Here is a 17,227-nt window from a genome sequence, read left to right as displayed (position 1 = left end):
TTCACGAAACGGACATATTTTTGAGAAAGCGCTTTATTTAGGTGAACAATCCATTCATTAGGGGGTTTTAGCTTGAAAAGCCAGCTTAACAAATGGAGCGCGCTGCTGCTAACGATGATCTTGCTTGCTGCGCTGCTGATTTCCGGCTGCTCTTCCAAAGGCGGAGGCGGCGGAGATGTGGAATTAAAGCTTGGATTTTACTCTTCGGCCCAGTCGGATGAGAAAATGCAGGAGCTCATCGCCAAATTCCAGGAGAAGTACCCGAATATTAAAGTGAAAACGGAATCCTCCCCGTATAATCAATTTTTTCAGAAGCTGGATACTCAGATCGCAGCGGAGAGCGCGCCGGACGTATGGCTCTCCGATGGCGTGCTCGTTCCAAAGTACGCGGAGCGCGGGGGGCTCATGGATTTGACGGAACGGATTCAGCAGGATTTGAAAGGCGATGAGTATTACGGGTTGGAGTTCAATAAAGACGCTGCCGGAAAGTATTGGGGCGTTCCTCAGGGCATCCAGATCGCCGTGCTGTACTACAACAAGGATATGTTCGACGAGGCGAAGGTGGAGTATCCGAATGAAGATTGGACCTGGGACGATCTGAAAGCGGCTGCGGAGCAGCTGACGAAGGATTCCAACGGCAAATACGCCGCAGATCCGGCGTTCGACAAAAATAAAGTCAGCCAATACGGGCTCACCTTTTTCAGCATTACCGAGGGCTGGATGACGGTCCTGAAATCCTACGGCGGAGGGGTGCTTAATGAGACGCTTGACCAGTCGGTCATCGATTCTCCGGAGAATCGGGCCGCCCTGGAATGGATTGTGGACGGCATGCAGCGCGAGCTGCTTCCAACGCCCTCCGATTTGAAGAGCTTCCAGAGCAATATGGCGCCCTTCCCGAGCAAAGCGGCTGCGATGAGAATCGGCATCTACGCCCGAACGATTGATGCGAACGCCGCAGGCCTGAACTACGATGTGACGCTTCTGCCGAAGGGACCTGAGGGCAAGCGCTTCTCTCCAGTGATCGCAAATTCCTGGGTAATCAATAAGAAGGTGGATGGCGCCGTGGCTGATGCTGCCTGGGAATGGGTGAAATTCTGGGCGACGGAGGATGAGGTTCAGAAGGAATGGGCCTCGCTGGGCGAAGCGGTCCCCGTCAAGAAATCCGTGGCCAATTCCGAGCAGTTCCTGAGCGGGTCGCCAGCCAATAAGCAGGCCTTCCTCGACAGCTTCGAGTTTGCCGGAACGCTGGATGTCAATGCGGTATGGAGCGAATGGGTCGGCAAATTCAATGACAACATCAACCGGGCATTCGAAGGGGAGATACCGGTCGAGCAGGCGATGAAGCAGGCCGATCAGGAGGTACAGAAGGTTCTTGATGAATTCTATAAGAAGTAATTGCTCAGCAAGCGGATTCGAATCACTTTAGGAAAATAGGGGCTGGCATATGGATGCCGGCCCCCCAGAATAGCTACAGAAAGCGTGATGATCATGATGGAAAAAACGGAAACCGTAAGGATGGGAGACAAACCTTTAACCCCCAAAAGCCATAGAAGGAGACGTCTTGACAGCGATGGCAAGTGGGGGCTATTGATGGTTACCCCGTATATCGTTCATTTTATCGTGTTTGTGCTCGGCTCGCTGCTCGCTTCCTTGTATTTCAGTTTTTCTCATTATGATATTCTGAACGCCCCGCAGTGGGCAGGCCTGGCGAACTATAAGAAGCTGTTTCAGGAGCCGGTCTTCTGGAAGGCGATGTGGAACACGATCTACTTCACGATTCTGTTCGTGCCGCTGCAGACTATCCTGGCTCTGATCCTCGCGACGGCATTAAACCAGCGATTGCGTGGGCTGAAATTTTTTCGATTGGCGCATTTCGTGCCGGTCATCTCATCCTGGACGGTCATTCTGTATGTCTCGGATGCGATCTTTAACCCCCGCTTTGGGCTGGCGAATTCATTTCTTCTGAAAATAGGGCTGGAACCGCAAAAATGGCTCCAGGATGAGCGGCTCGTCATTCCTTTGCTGGTGATGATCGCCGTTTGGAAAGGGATCGGCTACATTATGGTCATATTCCTCGCCGGGCTGCAGAATGTTCCGGCTGACGTGTACGAAGCGGCCGAGATTGACGGTGCCGGGGTCTTCCGCAAATTCATGCATATTACGGTGCCGCTCATCTCCGGGACGACGTTCCTCGTTCTTATTCTGAGCACCATCTCGACGTTCCAGGCCTTCGAGCAAATCTATGTCATGACGGGAGGAGCGCTCGACGCCTCATCGGCGGGGGGACCGAACAAATCCAGCCTTGTGCTGATGATTTATTTGTACCAGGAAGGCTTCACCTTCCTGCGCATGGGCTATGCTTCCGCGATTGCCTGGGTGCTGTTCGTCATCCTGTTCATTCTGACCGCCCTGCAGGTTACACTCCAGAAGAAGTGGGTGCATTACGAATGAATCGCTGCACAGCATGCCGAAAGGAGGCTCCATTATGAAGCTGCATCGTTTCCGCAAGAGCATGGGATATGCCGTCATTATTCTAAGCTCGCTTATTATGATCATGCCTTTTCTGACGACACTGTTCAATTCCTTAAAAACCTATGCCCAGTATACTGCCGTTCCGCCTAAATGGTTTCCAAGCCCGATTCAATGGAGCAATTATGCCGAGGTCTGGAAGCTGGGACCGTTCGGGCAGTATACGATCAATAGCGTCATCGTAACGGCGCTGTCCGTGGGCGGAGCGCTGATCTCCTGCTCGATGGTCGCCTATGCATTTGCGAGGCTGCGCTTTCCCTTCAAAAATACGCTGTTCATGATCGTGCTCGGGACGATGATGATTCCGCCGGTTGTTCTGATCATTCCGCAGTTCGTCATCTTTAAATCGCTGCATTTGCTAGATACGCTAACGCCGCTGTGGATCATAGAGTGGCTGGCTCAGCCGTTTGGCATATTTCTGATGCGGCAGGCGTTCCTGATGATTCCGAAGGATTACGAGGAATCCGCCAAGCTGGACGGATGCAATCCGTTTCAGATTTATTGGAAAATATTCCTGCCTATGTGCAAGCCAACCTTTGCTACGCTCGCCGTCTTTACTTTCATGACAAAATGGAATGAGATCCTGTCTCCGGCGATTTTCTTGACTTCGAAAGAGAACTTCACGCTGCCGATCGGCATCCTCTCCATGGCGGGACAGTGGTCGGGCAATGAGCAGTATATGGTTGCTGCGGCGCTTATGAGCTTAATTCCGATACTTCTTGTGTTTTTGTTCGCGGAGAAATACTTTGTGCAAGGCACAAATTCATCCGGCATAAAGTGACCGGACATTTGAGCCAGGGCAAACTCTTCCGCGGTATCAAGTAACCCGGCGTAGTTTGTGTCACAGGCAAGCTCTTCCGGTATCAAGTAACCGGAGCAGCTTGCTTGTAACCCCATGGAAGGGAGGCGTTAACATGTCCTATCGGGTCGCCCTCATCGGAGCGGGGATCATCTCGCGGAACCATCTGAACGCTATGCGGCAAATGAGCGAGCTGTCCGCGGCAGCCGTAGCTGACATCGACGAGGAGCGGGGCAGGACGGTCAGCGGCGAGTACGGCATCGCTTATTACAGCGATTATAAGGAAATGATCCGAATAGAAAAGCCGGATATCGCCATTATCGCGCTGCCCCATTTTCTGCATGAGGAATGTGCGGTATGGTGCGCAGCCCAGGGCTGCCATCTGCTCCTGGAAAAGCCGATGGCGCTCAGCGTGAAGCAGTGCGACACGATCCTGGACGCGGTAAAGGCTGCAGGGGTCAAGCTGATGATCGGGCATACGCAGCATTACTGGCCAGCCAATCTTCAGGCCAAGGCCCTGATTGCCAGCGGAGAGCTCGGCAAGCTCGTCGCGATCCAGGATACGCGCCATCTCTACTATTTCCATCATGACCGTCCAGCCTGGTTTCTCGAGAAAGCCAAGGCGGGCGGCGGAATTCTCATGAATCTGGGCGCCCACTCGATCGATAAAATCCAGTGGCTGACGGACAGCCGGATCAGGAAGGTCAAGGCGCTTCTATCCTACGAAGGAGAGAGGGGCGATGTAGAGGGCGGCGGATGTCTATTCCTGGAAACGTCAAGCGGCATACCAGCCGTCGTCGTACAATCCGGCTATGCAGGCGTGCCCAAGGATGAGACGGAGCTCATTTTTGATCATGGAATGATCCGGCTCGTTTCCGCGAAAGGGCTGTGGGTAAGCCGAAATGGGCGGTACGAGGAGGTTAAGCCTCAAGACAGCCTTGACCCGTTCGTGCTGCAATTTGAAGATTTACTGAGGTCGATCAGGCAGGATGCCGAGCCGGACAGCTCGGGAGAATACGCGAGATCGGTCATTGCCGTGCTGGAAGCGGTGTACCGCTCGGATGAGACGGGAGATGAACAATCCGTTGACATTATTTGATGCGAGGCGGGCATCCCTGCAGTTCAGCATATGTACGACCGGCCTCAGAGGGATGGCCATTGAAGACATCGCTGCGGAAGCCAGCCGGTTGGGCCTGCAAGGTCTAGAAATTTGGAGCGGGCATATCAGGGACTACCTGAACCGGGGCGGCACGCTGAGCATGCTGCGGACAGTGCTGGAGGCCAGCCGGCTGCAGGTGCCCTGTATTAGCGAATACAGCTGCTTCACAAAGGGCGAGGAAGTGTCCCCCGGGGAGCTTGACGATCTCCGGCAATCGGCGGAATGGGCGAGGGCGCTGAATTGCCCGCGGATTCGCGTATTTGCGGGGCATATGCCGTCCAGGCAGGCGGAAAGCGAGCATTGGAGCATGGCGGCAACGGGGCTCCGGGAGGCGCTTCAAATTTGCCGCGGTCAGGGTGTTGCCCTCGCCGTTGAAATTCACAATAATACGCTGGCGGATACGGCGGACAGCCTCGGCAGGCTGCTGCAGGATTCCCGGCTGCCGAAAAAGGGGCAGGCTCCGGCAGAAGCGGCGGAGGTTACGGAAGTTGAACTGATCTATGACCCTTTTAATCTGTACGTGGACCGGCTCGATCCGATCCCGGTTCTGGAGCGGTATTATCCATTTGTCAGCCATGTGCACTTCAAGGATTATCGCTGGAACCATGAGGATTGGGGGAGAAGCGAGGCCGTGCCCGTACTGCAGGGTGACGCCGGCCATGCGGCGATTCTCGAGAGGCTGCTTTCTCTAGGATATCGGGGCTTCATATCGCTCGAATATTTCGGGGATCGGGCCCTGGAGCTGGCGGAGCAATCGTTAGCGGAATTAATTGAATATGTGCATAAGCGGATCATTAACCCGGATTAAAGCATTCGATCCTGACTCGGAGGTGGCGAGCATGTCGTTGAACATGAAGGTTGCAGTCATCGGTCCGCATGACCTGGTCGATGCGGTTCTCCACATTGGATCTTTGTTTTCGGAACTGTCCATGCTCCCTGCGCCTTATCAACATGAAAGGGAAACGCTGGAGAGGGTAGCCAAAATAAGGGATCAGGCGGATATTTTACTGTTCACCGGTCCGATTCCTTACCAGATCGCATTGGCGGCGTCGCCCGATGTTCCAATGGTTCATGTGCATTATTCGGGAACGGCGCTGTACAAGGTGCTGTTCGAAGGCTATCGCCAGAGGATTCTGTCCTTCGAAGAAGGGCTGCCGATCAGTGTGGATGTATTGCAGAAGAACGAGGTGGAGGAGCCGCTGAGGGAAATCGGGCTGCCGATTCAGGACATATTCATTAAATCCTATGAGACAGGCATGAGTCATGAGGAGTTTGTAGCCTTTCACTATGACCTGTGGAGAGCGGGAAAAGTAACGGTGACCGTGACCTGTGTAACCTCCGTGTACCATAGGCTGATCTCGCTAGGCGTTCCGGCCTTCCGGGTCGTGCCAACCCAATCGGCGATCCGGGATGCCTTGAACTGCGCCCTGCTGGAAGGGAAGAGCGTCCGCTTTAGCAGCACGCAAATCGCCGTTGGCATTATGAACATCGATAATTTCGAGCAGGTCGCCAAAGAAGCAGCCTCGGAATACGACATCCAGCGTAAAAAAATCATTCTTCAGCAAATCCTGATCGATTTCGGGGAAGAGACGCAATCCCTGATCAAATGGAGCGATTCGGACGAAGTCTCGTTTATTACGACGCGCGGGATTATTGAGCAGGTGACGCGTAAGTTTCAGGATGCGCCGCTGCTGCTGGAGGTGATGGAGCGCTTGCAGTGGAATGCCAGCATCGGCATCGGCATGGGGCGTACGGCGAACGAGGCGGAGGGAAAGGCCCGGGAGGCGCTGCTTAAAGCAAAGGCAGGCGGGGGCGGCAATTGCTTTTTGATGATGCAGGACGGCATGGTTTACGGCCCGATGGGGTCGGAGCTGAAGCTGGAATATTCGGCTCGGAGCGAGAATCCTGAGCTGATCTCGCTGGCCAAGAAGGTGGGGCTTAGCGTAGGCACGATCAACAAGCTTATTTCCTTATGCCGGAGGCTCGGCACGAGGACGATTACCGCGGCCCAGCTGGCCGAGGGCTTTGGCATCACGCTTCGCAGCGCCCGAAGGATTATGGCGACGCTGGAGAAATACGAGGTCGCCAGCATCGTTGGCGAGGAGCAGCCGGCGGGGCGGGGCAGACCGCGACAAATCTATTCTTTGAACCTAGAAGGAGTCGACTATGAATAATGGGGATATGAGCCTGCTGCAAGTCGCCGTGTCACTGGAAGAGGAAATCGTGAGTATTCGCCGCCATTTGCACCAGTATCCCGAGCTGGGATTCCAGGAGTTCATTACCTCGGCGTATGTGGCGGACTATCTCGAGCAGCTCGGGCTGCACGTGCAGCGCGGTATCGCCGGCACAGGGGTTGTCGCGCTGCTCGAGACGGGCCGGCCTGGGCCGTGCATTGCGGTGCGGGCCGATATGGACGCCCTGCCTCTGCAGGAGCAGACAGGGCTGCCCTATGCGTCGCGGCATGACGGCGTGATGCATGCCTGCGGCCATGACGGCCATATGGCCATGGCGCTTGGCGCCGCCCGGATGCTGACCGGACTAGAGCGCGAACTGGCGGGGACGGTCAAGTTCATTTTCCAGCCGGCGGAGGAAATGCTGGGCGGCGCACGGCATATGATTGACGCCGGAGTGCTGGAATCGCCGCGTGTGGACGGCATTATCGGGCTGCATCTCTGGCCGGACCTGCCGACGGGACGCTTCGGCGTCAAGGCGGGCACGGTCATGGCGAGCATGGATCACGTCGATATTACGATCCATGGCCAGTCCGGGCATGGAGCTGCGCCGCATCAGGGCGTAGATGCAATCATCGCCGCTGCCCATGTATTGTCGGTGCTGCAGGCGCTGGTCAGCCGCGAGAGCGATCCTGCGGATGCTGTGGTGCTGAGCATGGGCTCGATCCACGGGGGGAGTCTCCCGAATATTATCGCGGACCGGGTAGAGATTCGCGGCACGGTGCGTGCGGTGAACACTGCGACCCGGGAAAGGATGCGCACGCGGGTAGCCGAGCTCGCCGGGGCCGTCGCAGCGGGGTTGAACGCCCGGGCCGACGTTCGTTACGAGTGCGGGTACCCGCCTACCGTGAATGATGCCAGATGGATTCTCCGCGCCGAAGAGGCCGTTCGCGAGCTGTACGGGGAGGAAGCGGTCCATCATCTTGCGCATTCGCAGATGACGAGCGAAGACATGGCTTACTATATGGAGCATGTTCCCGGCGCTTTTCTGTTGATCGGCGCGGGCGGAGAAGGCAGGGGCAGGTTCCCGCTGCATCATCCCGAGCTGGCCGTCGACGAAAGGGCCCTGCTCTATGGCGCTGCATATTTGGCACAATTTGTGCGCAGCTATTTGCGAAGGACAGTGGGGGCGTAATAAAGGGGTATGCTTCCTGGAAGGGGGATTGAGAACATGGGTTCAGAGCAAGCGGAACGGGTCAAGCTGGCGCTGCAGGGCGGATTGATCCCTGCCGTTCCCGTTCCGCGCTATGCGGACGGGGAGATTCATGAAGAGGCGCAGGCCGCATACGCAGCTTATTTGACCGCCCAACGAGTCGCGGGTGTGGCGGTATGGGCGCATACCGGGCGGGGCCTGCATTTGCGGCCGGAGCAGCGCTGGTATATTCTGCAGTCGTGGAGATCTGCCCTTGAGCCTCCCCGGATTGTCATAGCCGGGGTAGGGGCGCGGCCGGATGACTCTATCGCCGATGCGGAGAGGATCAGCCGCTGGCAGTCGAGAAGCAGAAGAATGGCGGAAGAGGCGGCTGCCGGAGGAGCGGATGCTCTGCTCGTGTTTCCTCCCGTCATATTTCGGGAGCTGCCAGCTCATGTCCGGGAAGAAGCGGCGGTTGATTATCACCGGAGTTTGGCTCAGCTCGGCATTCCGCTTATCATTTTTTATTTGTATGAAGAAGCCGGCGGATGGTCGTATTCCCCGGATCTACTGCGGGAGCTGCTGTCTATCCCGCAAGTGGCCGGGATCAAGGTGGCGACATTGGACAGCGTCATGACGATGCAGACCATCGCCCGGCTACTCGCCGGGGAGTTTCCGGGGAAGCTGCACATCACGGGAGAAGACCGGATGTTTGGCTATGCTTTGATGCGCGGGGCGCGCAGTGCGCTCGTCGGCCTGGGAGCAGCGTTCCCGAATATTCAGGCGGATATGATAGATGCTTATTTCAAGCAAGACTATTCCCGCTTTATAGAATTATCGGAGCGCGTTGACGGCTTTGCTGAATCGACCTTTACCGAGCCGATGGACAAATATATTTTGAGAATGCTGTGTTGCCTATCCCTATGCGGCGTAATTCCGGAGGCCGCAGCGAACGATATCGCTGAACATGATATGACGGAACAGGAGCTCCACGCTCTCCGTCAGGCAATCCAGACATATCGGTTGTATTAGCAGGGAGGCAGCTTTTAAAATAGTTAAAAATCCTTCATAATAGAGTTGTTGTCATCATTTTCATGGGAGGGTATATCGTTATGCCTAGTCATTTGCAGGATGCAGTCACACTAAACAATGGAGTCAAAATGCCCTGGCTTGGCCTCGGAGTATATCAGGCCAAAGAAGGGGACGAGGTGGAGCAGGCCGTGCAAGCCGCCATTCGTCACGGATATCGCAGTATTGATACCGCAGCTGCCTATCATAACGAGGAAGGTGTGGGCCGGGCAGTCCGGCAGGCAATAAAGGATAACGGACTATCCCGCGAGGATGTGTTTATTACTACGAAGGTATGGAATTCGGAGCAAGGCTACGAATCTACGCTGGCTGCTTTCGAGAAGAGCATGGACAGATTGAATCTGGACTACGTGGACTTATATCTCATTCACTGGCCGGTGAAAGGGAAGTATAAGGAGACGTGGAGAGCGTTGGAGCGAATTTATCAGGAGGGCAAGGCTAAAGCAATCGGCGTAAGTAATTTTCAAATTCACCATTTGGAGGATTTGCTTAAGGACAGCGAGATTGTGCCTGCGGTCAACCAAGTGGAGCTTCATCCGGAATTGACCCAGAAGGACTTGCTGGAGTATTGCGGCAGCAAAGGGATTCGCTTGGAAGCCTGGTCGCCGCTGGGACAGGGGAACCTGTTGAACCATGAGGCGCTGAAGGAAATAGCGGACAAGCACGGCAAGTCGGTGGCTCAAGTCATTTTGCGCTGGGATTTGCAGAACGGAGTCATTACGATACCGAAATCGGTAAACAAAGAACGGATTGCGGAAAACGGAAATGTATTTGATTTCGAGCTTGATGCGCAGGATATGGAAGTGATCGACAGGCTGAACCGGAATCGCCGTTTCGGCTCCGACCCGGATAATTTCAATTTCTAGCCATAACATAGAGGGGGCTGCCCCCAAAGTAAACCGCAGAAACGTTTACGGCCGGTTGCCCTTGATGTGACCAACACGCTTTCGGCCTCCGGCCGCCCATGATCTGAGTAACACGCGATCGTCCCCCCTTTGCGCCGGGCACGAATCACGGGTTTCCCGTTCCAGCCGAGCATGAATCGCGAAGACTTCTTGTTCTAGTCGAGCGTCAATCGCGAAGACAACTCGTTTTAAATGGAATGATAGTAATTAATTTCTGCGGCAAAGCAAGGAAAGCAGATTTAAATGGATTTCATGTCGTCAGAAGCAGGGAATGGTTCATTGTGGGCGGGATTCTTGATTCTAGGTGCATCAAATCCAGCTAATCTATTGAACCACTCGTTTAGAGCATCATTAGATACATGAATTCCATTTAGCGTTCGAGTTCGGTAGCTACTATGTTCGAGTGCAACATATGTTCGAGTTCGGTAGCTACTATGTTCGAGTGCAACATATGTTCGAGTTCGGTAGCTACTATGTTCGAGTGCAACATATGTTTGAGTTCGACAGCTATGTCCGAGTTCAGCAACATATGTTCGAGTCCATTAGCTATATTTGAGTTCAGCAGCTTATATTCGAGCTCGATACCTTATAATCGCGCTCGACAGCTTATGTTTGAATTCAATGTTCTCTAGCTTGTATAAGACGAGCCAAAGAATGGGGTTCAGGCAAAGGAGAAATTGTTTCCGGCAAACATTGATTCCGCAGAAACGGAGTTCCAGAAACGCATTTCCAGAAGCGGATCCAGAAACGAATTCTGCAAAAACGGATAGCTTTCTAAAAGAAAGGGGCGCTCCTCAGTCATCATAGATGACTAAGGAGCGCCCTTTTTTTGCTGTTGATTCCGTGGTTTTCTCATATTGGGATTACACTACCGCTCCTCAATACAGGACTTCGATATCCTTCTCCTTCAGCATATCCAACCAAGGCGCCTCAGGCTCCCGATCCGTAATGAGCACGTCGACATCCTCGAAATCCATAAGCTTTACGAACGCCGTTCTATCGAACTTCGTATGATCTGCAAGCAGAAGAACCTTGCTGGCCTGGCGAAGCATCGCCTTCTTCAGCTCGCATTCCGCTTCGTTGGAATCCATAATCCCTTTGCCGAGGGCAAGCGCTTTGCAGCTCAGGACCACTTTATCCACGTTGTATTTCTTGACGATATCCTCCGCATTCGTGCCCACGAGGGACATCGATCGCGGCCGCAAGGTGCCGCCGGTGGAAATAATCTGCATCCCTGTGTTCAAAAATTCATGCAAAATATGAATCGAGCTCGTGATGATAGTTAGATTTTTGCGCTGGTGCAGCAGCTTCATGAGCTCAAGGGAGGTAGAACTGGGATCGATCATCAGGGTATCGCCGTCATTGATCAGGTTCAATGCCTTGGAAGCGATCTGCTGCTTGCTTTCCGAATTTGTAGCATTTCGGGTCGTAAAGGGCAGGTCTTCATTGGTGTGGCTATTCAATATCGCGCCGCCGTAGGTTCGGGTGACGATGCCTTCCTTCTCGAGCTTCTCCAGGTCGCGGCGTATCGTTTCTTCCGTAACGTTGAATTTGTCGCTGAGCTCCGAGACGAGGACGCGTTTGTCCATATGTACCATATTAATTATAATTTGGCGCCGTTCAGCTGCTAGCATAGTGGCTCCTTTCTCCGTGCTTCGTTGTCCTTTTTATTATATGTTGAAAATAAAGAAAAGTATAGTTTTTGTTACAAATATGTTAACAAAAACAAATAAATACAGGTAAAACAACATTTTATCATGTTTGTTTTTGTTGACTAACAAAGTGAACACAGGTACGATGAAAGCAGAAGGGACGAAACCACAGCTTTGCGGTGCCAATATTGTAAGAGCAGTTGAGATGGAGGCAAGCTGCTGGCACTTCGAAATAAGAAAAGGGGAGAAGCGCGATGACAACTTTTAAGCCGCATCAATTGTCCTGTACGCGAAAGCTGGACATTCCTTTTGTGAGGGAAATGGCGCAAATTACGCAGCATATGTGGAGGTTTGGCTGGGATGAACGGAACGGCGGCAATATAAGCTATATTCTTGACGAACACCTAGTAGCTGAGCACCTCGATATTCACCATGTCATTCGGACGATCAAGCCGGCGTTTCCCGTGCATGAGCTGGCTGGGCGTTATTTTATAGTCACTGGCTCGGGCAAGTATTTCAAGAACGTCGTGGCCGACCCCGAGGCCAATCTAGGCGTGCTGCGCGTCTCGAAGGACGGCGAGCATCTGGAGCTGCTGTGGGGGCTGAAGGACGGCGCGGTGCCGACAAGTGAGCTGCCGTCCCATTTCATGAGCCATATTGAACGTTTGAAAGTCGATCCCAGCCACCGGGTTGTTATTCACAACCATGCGACGAACGTGATTGCCATGACCTTTATTCACGAATTAGATGAGAATAAATTCACAAAGACGCTGTGGGAAATGTGCACGGAATGCATCGTTGTCTTCCCGGACGGCATCGGCATCATCCCTTGGATGGTTCCAGGTTCCAGCGAGATCGGCAGGGCGACGGCAGCCCAAATGAAGGATCATCGCGCGGTCATATGGCCGCATCACGGCATCTTTGGCACGGGCAGCACCATTGACGAGGCCTTCGGACTTATTGAGACGATTGAGAAGGCTGCCCAAATCTACATGCTTATCGTCCATCAGCCGATCAGACAGCGAATCACCGACGAAGAGCTGGCTGATTTGGCCAAGGCCTTCGGCGTAACGCCGCGGGAGGGTATTTTGAACGCCAAACAACCATGAGTTAGCGCGGGCAGTTTATGGAAGAAATGTTGGAGGAAATAATCCATATGCTGAACGCAGGCCGCCATTAAGATAAAAAGACAGCGCCCGCAGCAGATATGACTTTGCTGCAGGCGCTGCTATGTAGAATAGCTGCTTTGCAATAGACCTAAATTAAATTTGCTTCTCCTTCAGCAGATCGCGGATTTCGGTGAGCAGCAGTTCTTCCTTGCTCGGTTCCTCGGGCTTGTCCGGCTTGGGCTCTTGCTTGCGTTTTAATTTGCTGAGCAGTTTGGTGAAGAGGAAGATCGAGAAGGCAATGATCAGGAAATCGATGACGGTTTGAATAAACGAGCCGATTTTAATCGATGCTTCATTGACCGGAATTACGATATTTGAGAAATCGCGGCCGCCCATCAAAATGCCCAATAGAGGCATAATCAGGTCCTCGACGACAGAGCTGACGATTTTTCCAAAAGCCCCGCCGATGATGACGGCGACAGCGAGGTCAAGCACGTTTCCTTTAAACGCAAATTGTTTGAACTCTTTCCACATAAATGTCCCTCCTTACGGTGTATAAGTTTAAATCTAGATTAAATGAGCTTCCCCGGCTTGGCAACAAGAAAAAACATTTTAAGGACTGGAATAGTGAAATGATTCTTCACGAAAAGTGATGAACATGGATGGCTGTGCTTGAGAATGATGGTATAATGCTTATTTAGTGGCTTTTTACGAGCATGAGTTCAACAGATAAGGAGTTTTAAGGAGATGTGGCTTTTATTTGCGTTACTCGCGGCGATCAGCTTTGGCCTGCGCGGCATTTTGTACCATTGGTCGTCAAGTCAGGGAATGGATCGCAATCTGATGCTGTTCGGGGTGTTTTTTACCGGGGCGATTGCTAGTTTAGTAGGCAGCTTCATGTTCGGGCAGAGCTGGACGCTGAGCGCGCTTACTGGCGTATTTATGGGGGCGTTTTCTTTTATTGCAAATGCCTGCATGTTTCAAGGTTTTGCGGTCGGGAAGCCGTCCATCATCGCGATTCTGACGGGACTTCCGCCGGTCGTGGTCGTCACGCTTGCCTATCTGCTGTGGGGGGAGACGCTGTCCCTGGGACAACTGCTTGCGTTTCTCCTGATTGTAGCAGGAATTTTGACCGTGAGGTATTCGAATGATCTTCGGATGGGGAATTTGCAGGGAGCGCAATGGGGGCTGCTGGCCATGCTGTTTTTCGGCTTGAATGATATGGCGGGCAAGATGTCGACGCGTTTGGAAGCGGAGTTATTTCCGACACTATTCTTTATGTTTTCCGTCGGTTCTATCTGTTTTGCTGTCTGGTGGCTGATTGACAGAAACCGCAAACGGCTTAAGGCAGCTTCTAATACATACGAACCTGCTGTACAGCAAGGCAAGTGGAATGAACAGCGCACATTTTTCGCAGGAATGGCCATCGGCTTGACGAATTTTTTTGGAATGATCCTGATTATTACTGCTTTTAAATTCGGCATTACCGGGCTGGTCTCCGCCGTCGTAGCCATGAATGTACTCTTGATTCTCCTGTATACCCGCGTTTTTGTAAAAGAGAAATTTAGAAGGCTCGAGGTTATTGGCATGTCTATCTGCATCATTGGCATGATTGCGCTGCGGGTTTTTTAGAACGAGCTTCGAAAGAGTGGTATGTCCTCGACATATCACTCTTTTTGTGTATAAATGCTAACAAGCAATAACAATTTTTATGGTAATTATAGAAATAAATAGATTCATATGCTATATTATGGCTAGGAATGTTGTAATTAATTGGAAACTTTATAACAACAATCCTAATTCAACGAAAGAAGGTGGTTGTTGGAGCGGATCTGTATCGGTTTCGATTTGGAAATTTTGTCGCTAGAAAGGAGGGCAAGAATGGGATGGGACAATGGGTAAAACGAAGCGGGTTATTTTCTTTCGCTCTTGTGTTAGCGCTTACAGGAGGATCAGCCCTAACGTTTGGCCCGCGTACGCATGCCGCCGCCTCGGATTATAATTATGCCGAAGCATTGCAGAAGTCGATCTATTTCTATGAAGCTCAGCGATCTGGCAAATTGCCGGACAACAATCGCGTGGAATGGCGCGGCGATTCCGGGCTGCAGGACGGCGCCGACGTCGGTCACGATCTGACCGGAGGCTGGTATGATGCCGGCGATCATGTCAAATTCGGGTTTCCGATGGCTTATACGGCGACGATGCTCGCTTGGTCCGTGTATGAGTACCGGGAAGGCTTTGAGCAGTCGGGCCAGCTTGAGTATATTTTGGATAATATTCGCTGGGCGACGGATTACTTCATGAAGGCTCATACGGCACCCAATGAATTTTGGGGGCAAGTAGGGAACGGCACGGCCGACCACAATTGGTGGGGACCGGCAGAGGTTATGCCGATGCAGCGTCCAGCCTATAAGATCGATGCTAGCCGGCCAGGCTCTGACCTCGCGGGTGAGACGGCGGCTGCGCTGGCTGCGGCCTCGATCATTTTCAAGGATACGGATGCGGCTTATGCGGAGAAGCTGCTTGAGCATGCGAAGCAGTTATATCAGTTCGCGGATCAATACCGGGGTGCTTATTCCGACAGCATTACCGATGCTGCTCAGTTCTACAGATCCTGGAGCGGATATGCCGACGAATTGAGCTGGGGAGGCGTCTGGCTCTATCTCGCGACGGAGGACGAGACTTATCTGAACAAGGCGATTGCGGCGAGCGACCAATGGGGGACTCTGCAGTCCGGAGGCTGGGATTACAAGTGGACGCATAACTGGGACAATAAGCAATACGGTGCTCAGCTGCTTCTGGCCCGGATCACCGGGGATCCGCGGTTCGTTCAATCCACGGAACGAAGCATGGAGTTCTGGACCACAGGCGTCTCGGGAACCGGAGAACGAGTCACATATACGCCGGGGGGACTTGCTCATTTGGATCAATGGGGCGCCCTTCGCTATGCCGCCAATCAGGCATTTCTGGCTTTCGTTTACTCGGATTGGGTGAGCGATCCTGTCAAGAAATCGCGCGCGCGTTCTTTTGCAGAGAGTCAAATCCTGTACATGCTCGGGGATAATCCCCGCAGCAGCAGCTATGTGGTCGGATTCGGCAATCAGCCGCCGGAGCATCCGCATCATAGAACCTCGCACGGCTCCTGGGCAGACAATCAGCAGGTTCCTGAGAATCACAGACATATCCTCTATGGTGCGCTCGTTGGCGGCCCGTCCAAGAACGATAGCTACACCGACTCGATCGGAGATTATGTATCCAACGAAGTGGCCATAGACTACAATGCTGCCTTTACAGGAGCACTCGCCAAGATGGTGCTGCTTCATGGTCAAGGGCAGCAGCCGTTACCCCATTTCCCGGCACCGGAAGTCCGCGACGATGAAATGTTCGTGGAAGCGTCCGTGAATGTAAGCGGCAGCAATTTTGTGGAGATCCGGGCCCTGCTCAATAATCGTTCCGGCTGGCCTGCGCGAACGAGCGACAAGCTGTCCTTCGATTATTATATTGATCTCAGTGAAGCGGCAGCCGCCGGCTGCGGTCCGGAGGATATCACGGTTTCGGCCGGCGGGTATAACCAAGGCGCAGCGGTATCTCCGCTGAAGCCGTACGATGAAGCTAATCATATTTATTATACGACGATCGATTTTACTGGCACTCCGATTTATCCGGGAGGACAATCGGCGCACCGGAAGGAAGTTCAGTTCCGGATTTCGGCTCCGTTAAATACGAGGTTCTGGGATAATAGCAATGATTTTTCCTTCCAGGGTATTGCATTAAATGCTGCCACTCCCGTAAAGATGAACAACATCCCCGTTTATGATGGAGGAGTTCACGTATTCGGACAGCAGCCTCCTCGGGGAAATCCCGGCGAGCCAGTACGGCCAGCTTCGCCTAAGGGAGTTCAGGCAGCCGCAGGAAATAGCCGGGTTGAGCTGTCCTGGAATGCTGTAAGCGGCGCAAGCCAGTATGTGGTGAAGCGGGCGGCGATCAGCGGGGGGCCTTATACTGTAGTTGGCGAGACGGCGGGGACGACCTATACCGACCTTGGGGTGAACAACGGAACGACTTATTATTATGTCGTTGCGGCCAGGAACTCTGTCGGGGACAGCCCTAATTCGCTGCAGGTCAGTGCAATGCCGCAGGAAGAGACGCCGCCGGTCGAAGGCGGATTGAAGCTGCAATACCGGACGAACGATACAAACTCGGGAGACAATCAGTTCCGCCCGCAATTTCGCATCGTTAACACGGGAACGACAAGCATCGCGCTCAGCGACGTGAAAATTCGCTATTATTATACGATAGACGGCGACAAGCCTCAGCAGTTCCATTGTGATTATGCTGTCGTCGGCAGCAGCAACGTAAGCGGAAGATTCGTTAAGATGGACACGCCAGCTGCCGGTGCGGATTATTACCTGGAGATTTCCTTCGGACCGGGGGCGGGTAGCTTGGCTCCGGGAACGGGCAGCGGGGAAATTCAGGTAAGGGTCAACAAGGCAGACTGGTCGAGCTATAACGAGGCTGATGACTATTCGTACAGTGGAACACAGGTTGATTTTACAGATTGGAACAAAGTGACATTGCATCAAGGAAATACTCTCGTATGGGGAAATGAACCCTAAATTCAG

14 protein-coding genes are annotated in these 17,227 nt (G+C 53.1%); 12 read left to right on the top strand and 2 right to left on the bottom strand.

The features are described from left to right. Positions 1 to 114 precede the first annotated feature (114 nt). From BN2762_RS18365 to BN2762_RS18325, 9 genes are all read left to right on the top strand, one after another. Complete coding sequence (locus tag BN2762_RS18365) at positions 115 to 1,395, top strand: ABC transporter substrate-binding protein (protein WP_055110200.1); 1,281 nt, start codon at positions 115 to 117, stop codon at positions 1,393 to 1,395. Between the two features lie 120 nt (positions 1,396 to 1,515). Then, a complete protein-coding gene (locus BN2762_RS18360) occupies positions 1,516 to 2,451 on the top strand; it encodes a carbohydrate ABC transporter permease (protein ID WP_187386609.1) in 936 nt (311 codons plus the stop codon). A 34-nt stretch (positions 2,452 to 2,485) separates the two neighbouring features. After that, positions 2,486 to 3,310, top strand: a complete 825-nt coding sequence (locus BN2762_RS18355; RefSeq protein WP_055108340.1) for a carbohydrate ABC transporter permease — start codon at positions 2,486 to 2,488, stop codon at positions 3,308 to 3,310. A 133-nt stretch (positions 3,311 to 3,443) separates the two neighbouring features. Next, the gene (locus BN2762_RS18350; protein WP_055108339.1) at positions 3,444 to 4,427 is read left to right on the top strand and encodes a Gfo/Idh/MocA family protein; all 984 of its coding nucleotides are present in this window, start codon (positions 3,444 to 3,446) and stop codon (positions 4,425 to 4,427) included. Further along, positions 4,402 to 5,295: a sugar phosphate isomerase/epimerase family protein gene (locus BN2762_RS18345; RefSeq protein ID WP_055108338.1), complete on the top strand. Its 894-nt coding sequence runs from the start codon at positions 4,402 to 4,404 to the stop codon at positions 5,293 to 5,295. Before BN2762_RS18350 ends, BN2762_RS18345 begins: the two co-directional genes overlap by 26 nt. 31 nt (positions 5,296 to 5,326) lie before the next feature. After that, complete coding sequence (locus BN2762_RS18340) at positions 5,327 to 6,661, top strand: helix-turn-helix domain-containing protein (protein ID WP_055108337.1); 1,335 nt, start codon at positions 5,327 to 5,329, stop codon at positions 6,659 to 6,661. Further along, complete coding sequence (locus BN2762_RS18335) at positions 6,654 to 7,853, top strand: M20 metallopeptidase family protein (protein WP_055108336.1); 1,200 nt, start codon at positions 6,654 to 6,656, stop codon at positions 7,851 to 7,853. The genes BN2762_RS18340 and BN2762_RS18335 overlap by 8 nt, the downstream gene beginning before the upstream one ends. A gap of 36 nt (positions 7,854 to 7,889) precedes the next feature. Beyond that, positions 7,890 to 8,882 carry a dihydrodipicolinate synthase family protein gene (locus tag BN2762_RS18330; RefSeq protein WP_055108335.1) on the top strand — a complete coding sequence of 331 codons (993 nt, stop codon included), beginning with the start codon at positions 7,890 to 7,892 and terminating at the stop codon, positions 8,880 to 8,882. An 80-nt stretch (positions 8,883 to 8,962) separates the two neighbouring features. Further along, a complete protein-coding gene (locus BN2762_RS18325) occupies positions 8,963 to 9,805 on the top strand; it encodes an aldo/keto reductase (protein WP_055108334.1) in 843 nt (280 codons plus the stop codon). A gap of 917 nt (positions 9,806 to 10,722) precedes the next feature. Here the strand turns inward: BN2762_RS18325 and BN2762_RS18320 are convergent. Next, a complete protein-coding gene (locus BN2762_RS18320; protein WP_055108333.1) occupies positions 10,723 to 11,478 on the bottom strand; it encodes a DeoR/GlpR family DNA-binding transcription regulator in 756 nt (251 codons plus the stop codon). A gap of 272 nt (positions 11,479 to 11,750) precedes the next feature. On the opposite strand from BN2762_RS18320, the gene rhaD reads away from it, so the two are divergent. Then, positions 11,751 to 12,605 carry a rhamnulose-1-phosphate aldolase gene (gene rhaD, locus BN2762_RS18315; protein WP_055108332.1) on the top strand — a complete coding sequence of 285 codons (855 nt, stop codon included), beginning with the start codon at positions 11,751 to 11,753 and terminating at the stop codon, positions 12,603 to 12,605. 153 nt (positions 12,606 to 12,758) lie between these two features. On the opposite strand, the gene mscL is transcribed toward rhaD, so the two are convergent. After that, positions 12,759 to 13,139 carry a large conductance mechanosensitive channel protein MscL gene (mscL, locus tag BN2762_RS18310; RefSeq protein WP_055108331.1) on the bottom strand — a complete coding sequence of 127 codons (381 nt, stop codon included), beginning with the start codon at positions 13,137 to 13,139 and terminating at the stop codon, positions 12,759 to 12,761. A gap of 213 nt (positions 13,140 to 13,352) precedes the next feature. On the opposite strand from mscL, the gene BN2762_RS18305 reads away from it, so the two are divergent. Together BN2762_RS18305 and BN2762_RS18300 are read left to right on the top strand one after the other, a co-directional pair. Continuing rightward, entirely contained in the window at positions 13,353 to 14,237 is an 885-nt protein-coding gene (locus BN2762_RS18305; RefSeq protein ID WP_055108330.1) for an EamA family transporter, read from the top strand. Between the two features lie 254 nt (positions 14,238 to 14,491). After that, positions 14,492 to 17,221, top strand: a complete 2,730-nt coding sequence (locus BN2762_RS18300) for a glycoside hydrolase family 9 protein (RefSeq protein WP_055108329.1) — start codon at positions 14,492 to 14,494, stop codon at positions 17,219 to 17,221. Positions 17,222 to 17,227: the final 6 nt, after the last annotated feature.

This window comes from Paenibacillus ihumii, from assembly GCF_001403875.1.
Lineage (GTDB): Bacteria > Bacillota > Bacilli > Paenibacillales > Paenibacillaceae > Fontibacillus > Fontibacillus ihumii.
This window is presented reverse-complemented; position numbering and strand designations above follow the sequence as displayed.

Bases quoted from the DNA above. Each gene is read 5' to 3' on its own strand.
- BN2762_RS18350 (WP_055108339.1), top strand. From the start codon at position 3,444: ATGTCCTATCGGGTCGCCCTCATCGGAGCGGGGATCATCTCGCGGAAC.
- BN2762_RS18320 (WP_055108333.1), bottom strand. From the start codon at position 11,478: ATGCTAGCAGCTGAACGGCGCCAAATTATAATTAATATGGTACATATG.
- BN2762_RS18335 (WP_055108336.1), top strand. From the start codon at position 6,654: ATGAATAATGGGGATATGAGCCTGCTGCAAGTCGCCGTGTCACTGGAA.
- BN2762_RS18340 (WP_055108337.1), top strand. From the start codon at position 5,327: ATGTCGTTGAACATGAAGGTTGCAGTCATCGGTCCGCATGACCTGGTC.
- BN2762_RS18305 (WP_055108330.1), top strand. From the start codon at position 13,353: ATGTGGCTTTTATTTGCGTTACTCGCGGCGATCAGCTTTGGCCTGCGC.
- BN2762_RS18360 (WP_187386609.1), top strand. From the start codon at position 1,516: ATGGGAGACAAACCTTTAACCCCCAAAAGCCATAGAAGGAGACGTCTT.
- rhaD (WP_055108332.1), top strand. From the start codon at position 11,751: ATGACAACTTTTAAGCCGCATCAATTGTCCTGTACGCGAAAGCTGGAC.
- BN2762_RS18365 (WP_055110200.1), top strand. From the start codon at position 115: ATGATCTTGCTTGCTGCGCTGCTGATTTCCGGCTGCTCTTCCAAAGGC.
- BN2762_RS18330 (WP_055108335.1), top strand. From the start codon at position 7,890: ATGGGTTCAGAGCAAGCGGAACGGGTCAAGCTGGCGCTGCAGGGCGGA.
- BN2762_RS18325 (WP_055108334.1), top strand. From the start codon at position 8,963: ATGCCTAGTCATTTGCAGGATGCAGTCACACTAAACAATGGAGTCAAA.
- BN2762_RS18345 (WP_055108338.1), top strand. From the start codon at position 4,402: ATGAACAATCCGTTGACATTATTTGATGCGAGGCGGGCATCCCTGCAG.
- BN2762_RS18355 (WP_055108340.1), top strand. From the start codon at position 2,486: ATGAAGCTGCATCGTTTCCGCAAGAGCATGGGATATGCCGTCATTATT.
- BN2762_RS18300 (WP_055108329.1), top strand. From the start codon at position 14,492: ATGGGACAATGGGTAAAACGAAGCGGGTTATTTTCTTTCGCTCTTGTG.
- mscL (WP_055108331.1), bottom strand. From the start codon at position 13,139: ATGTGGAAAGAGTTCAAACAATTTGCGTTTAAAGGAAACGTGCTTGAC.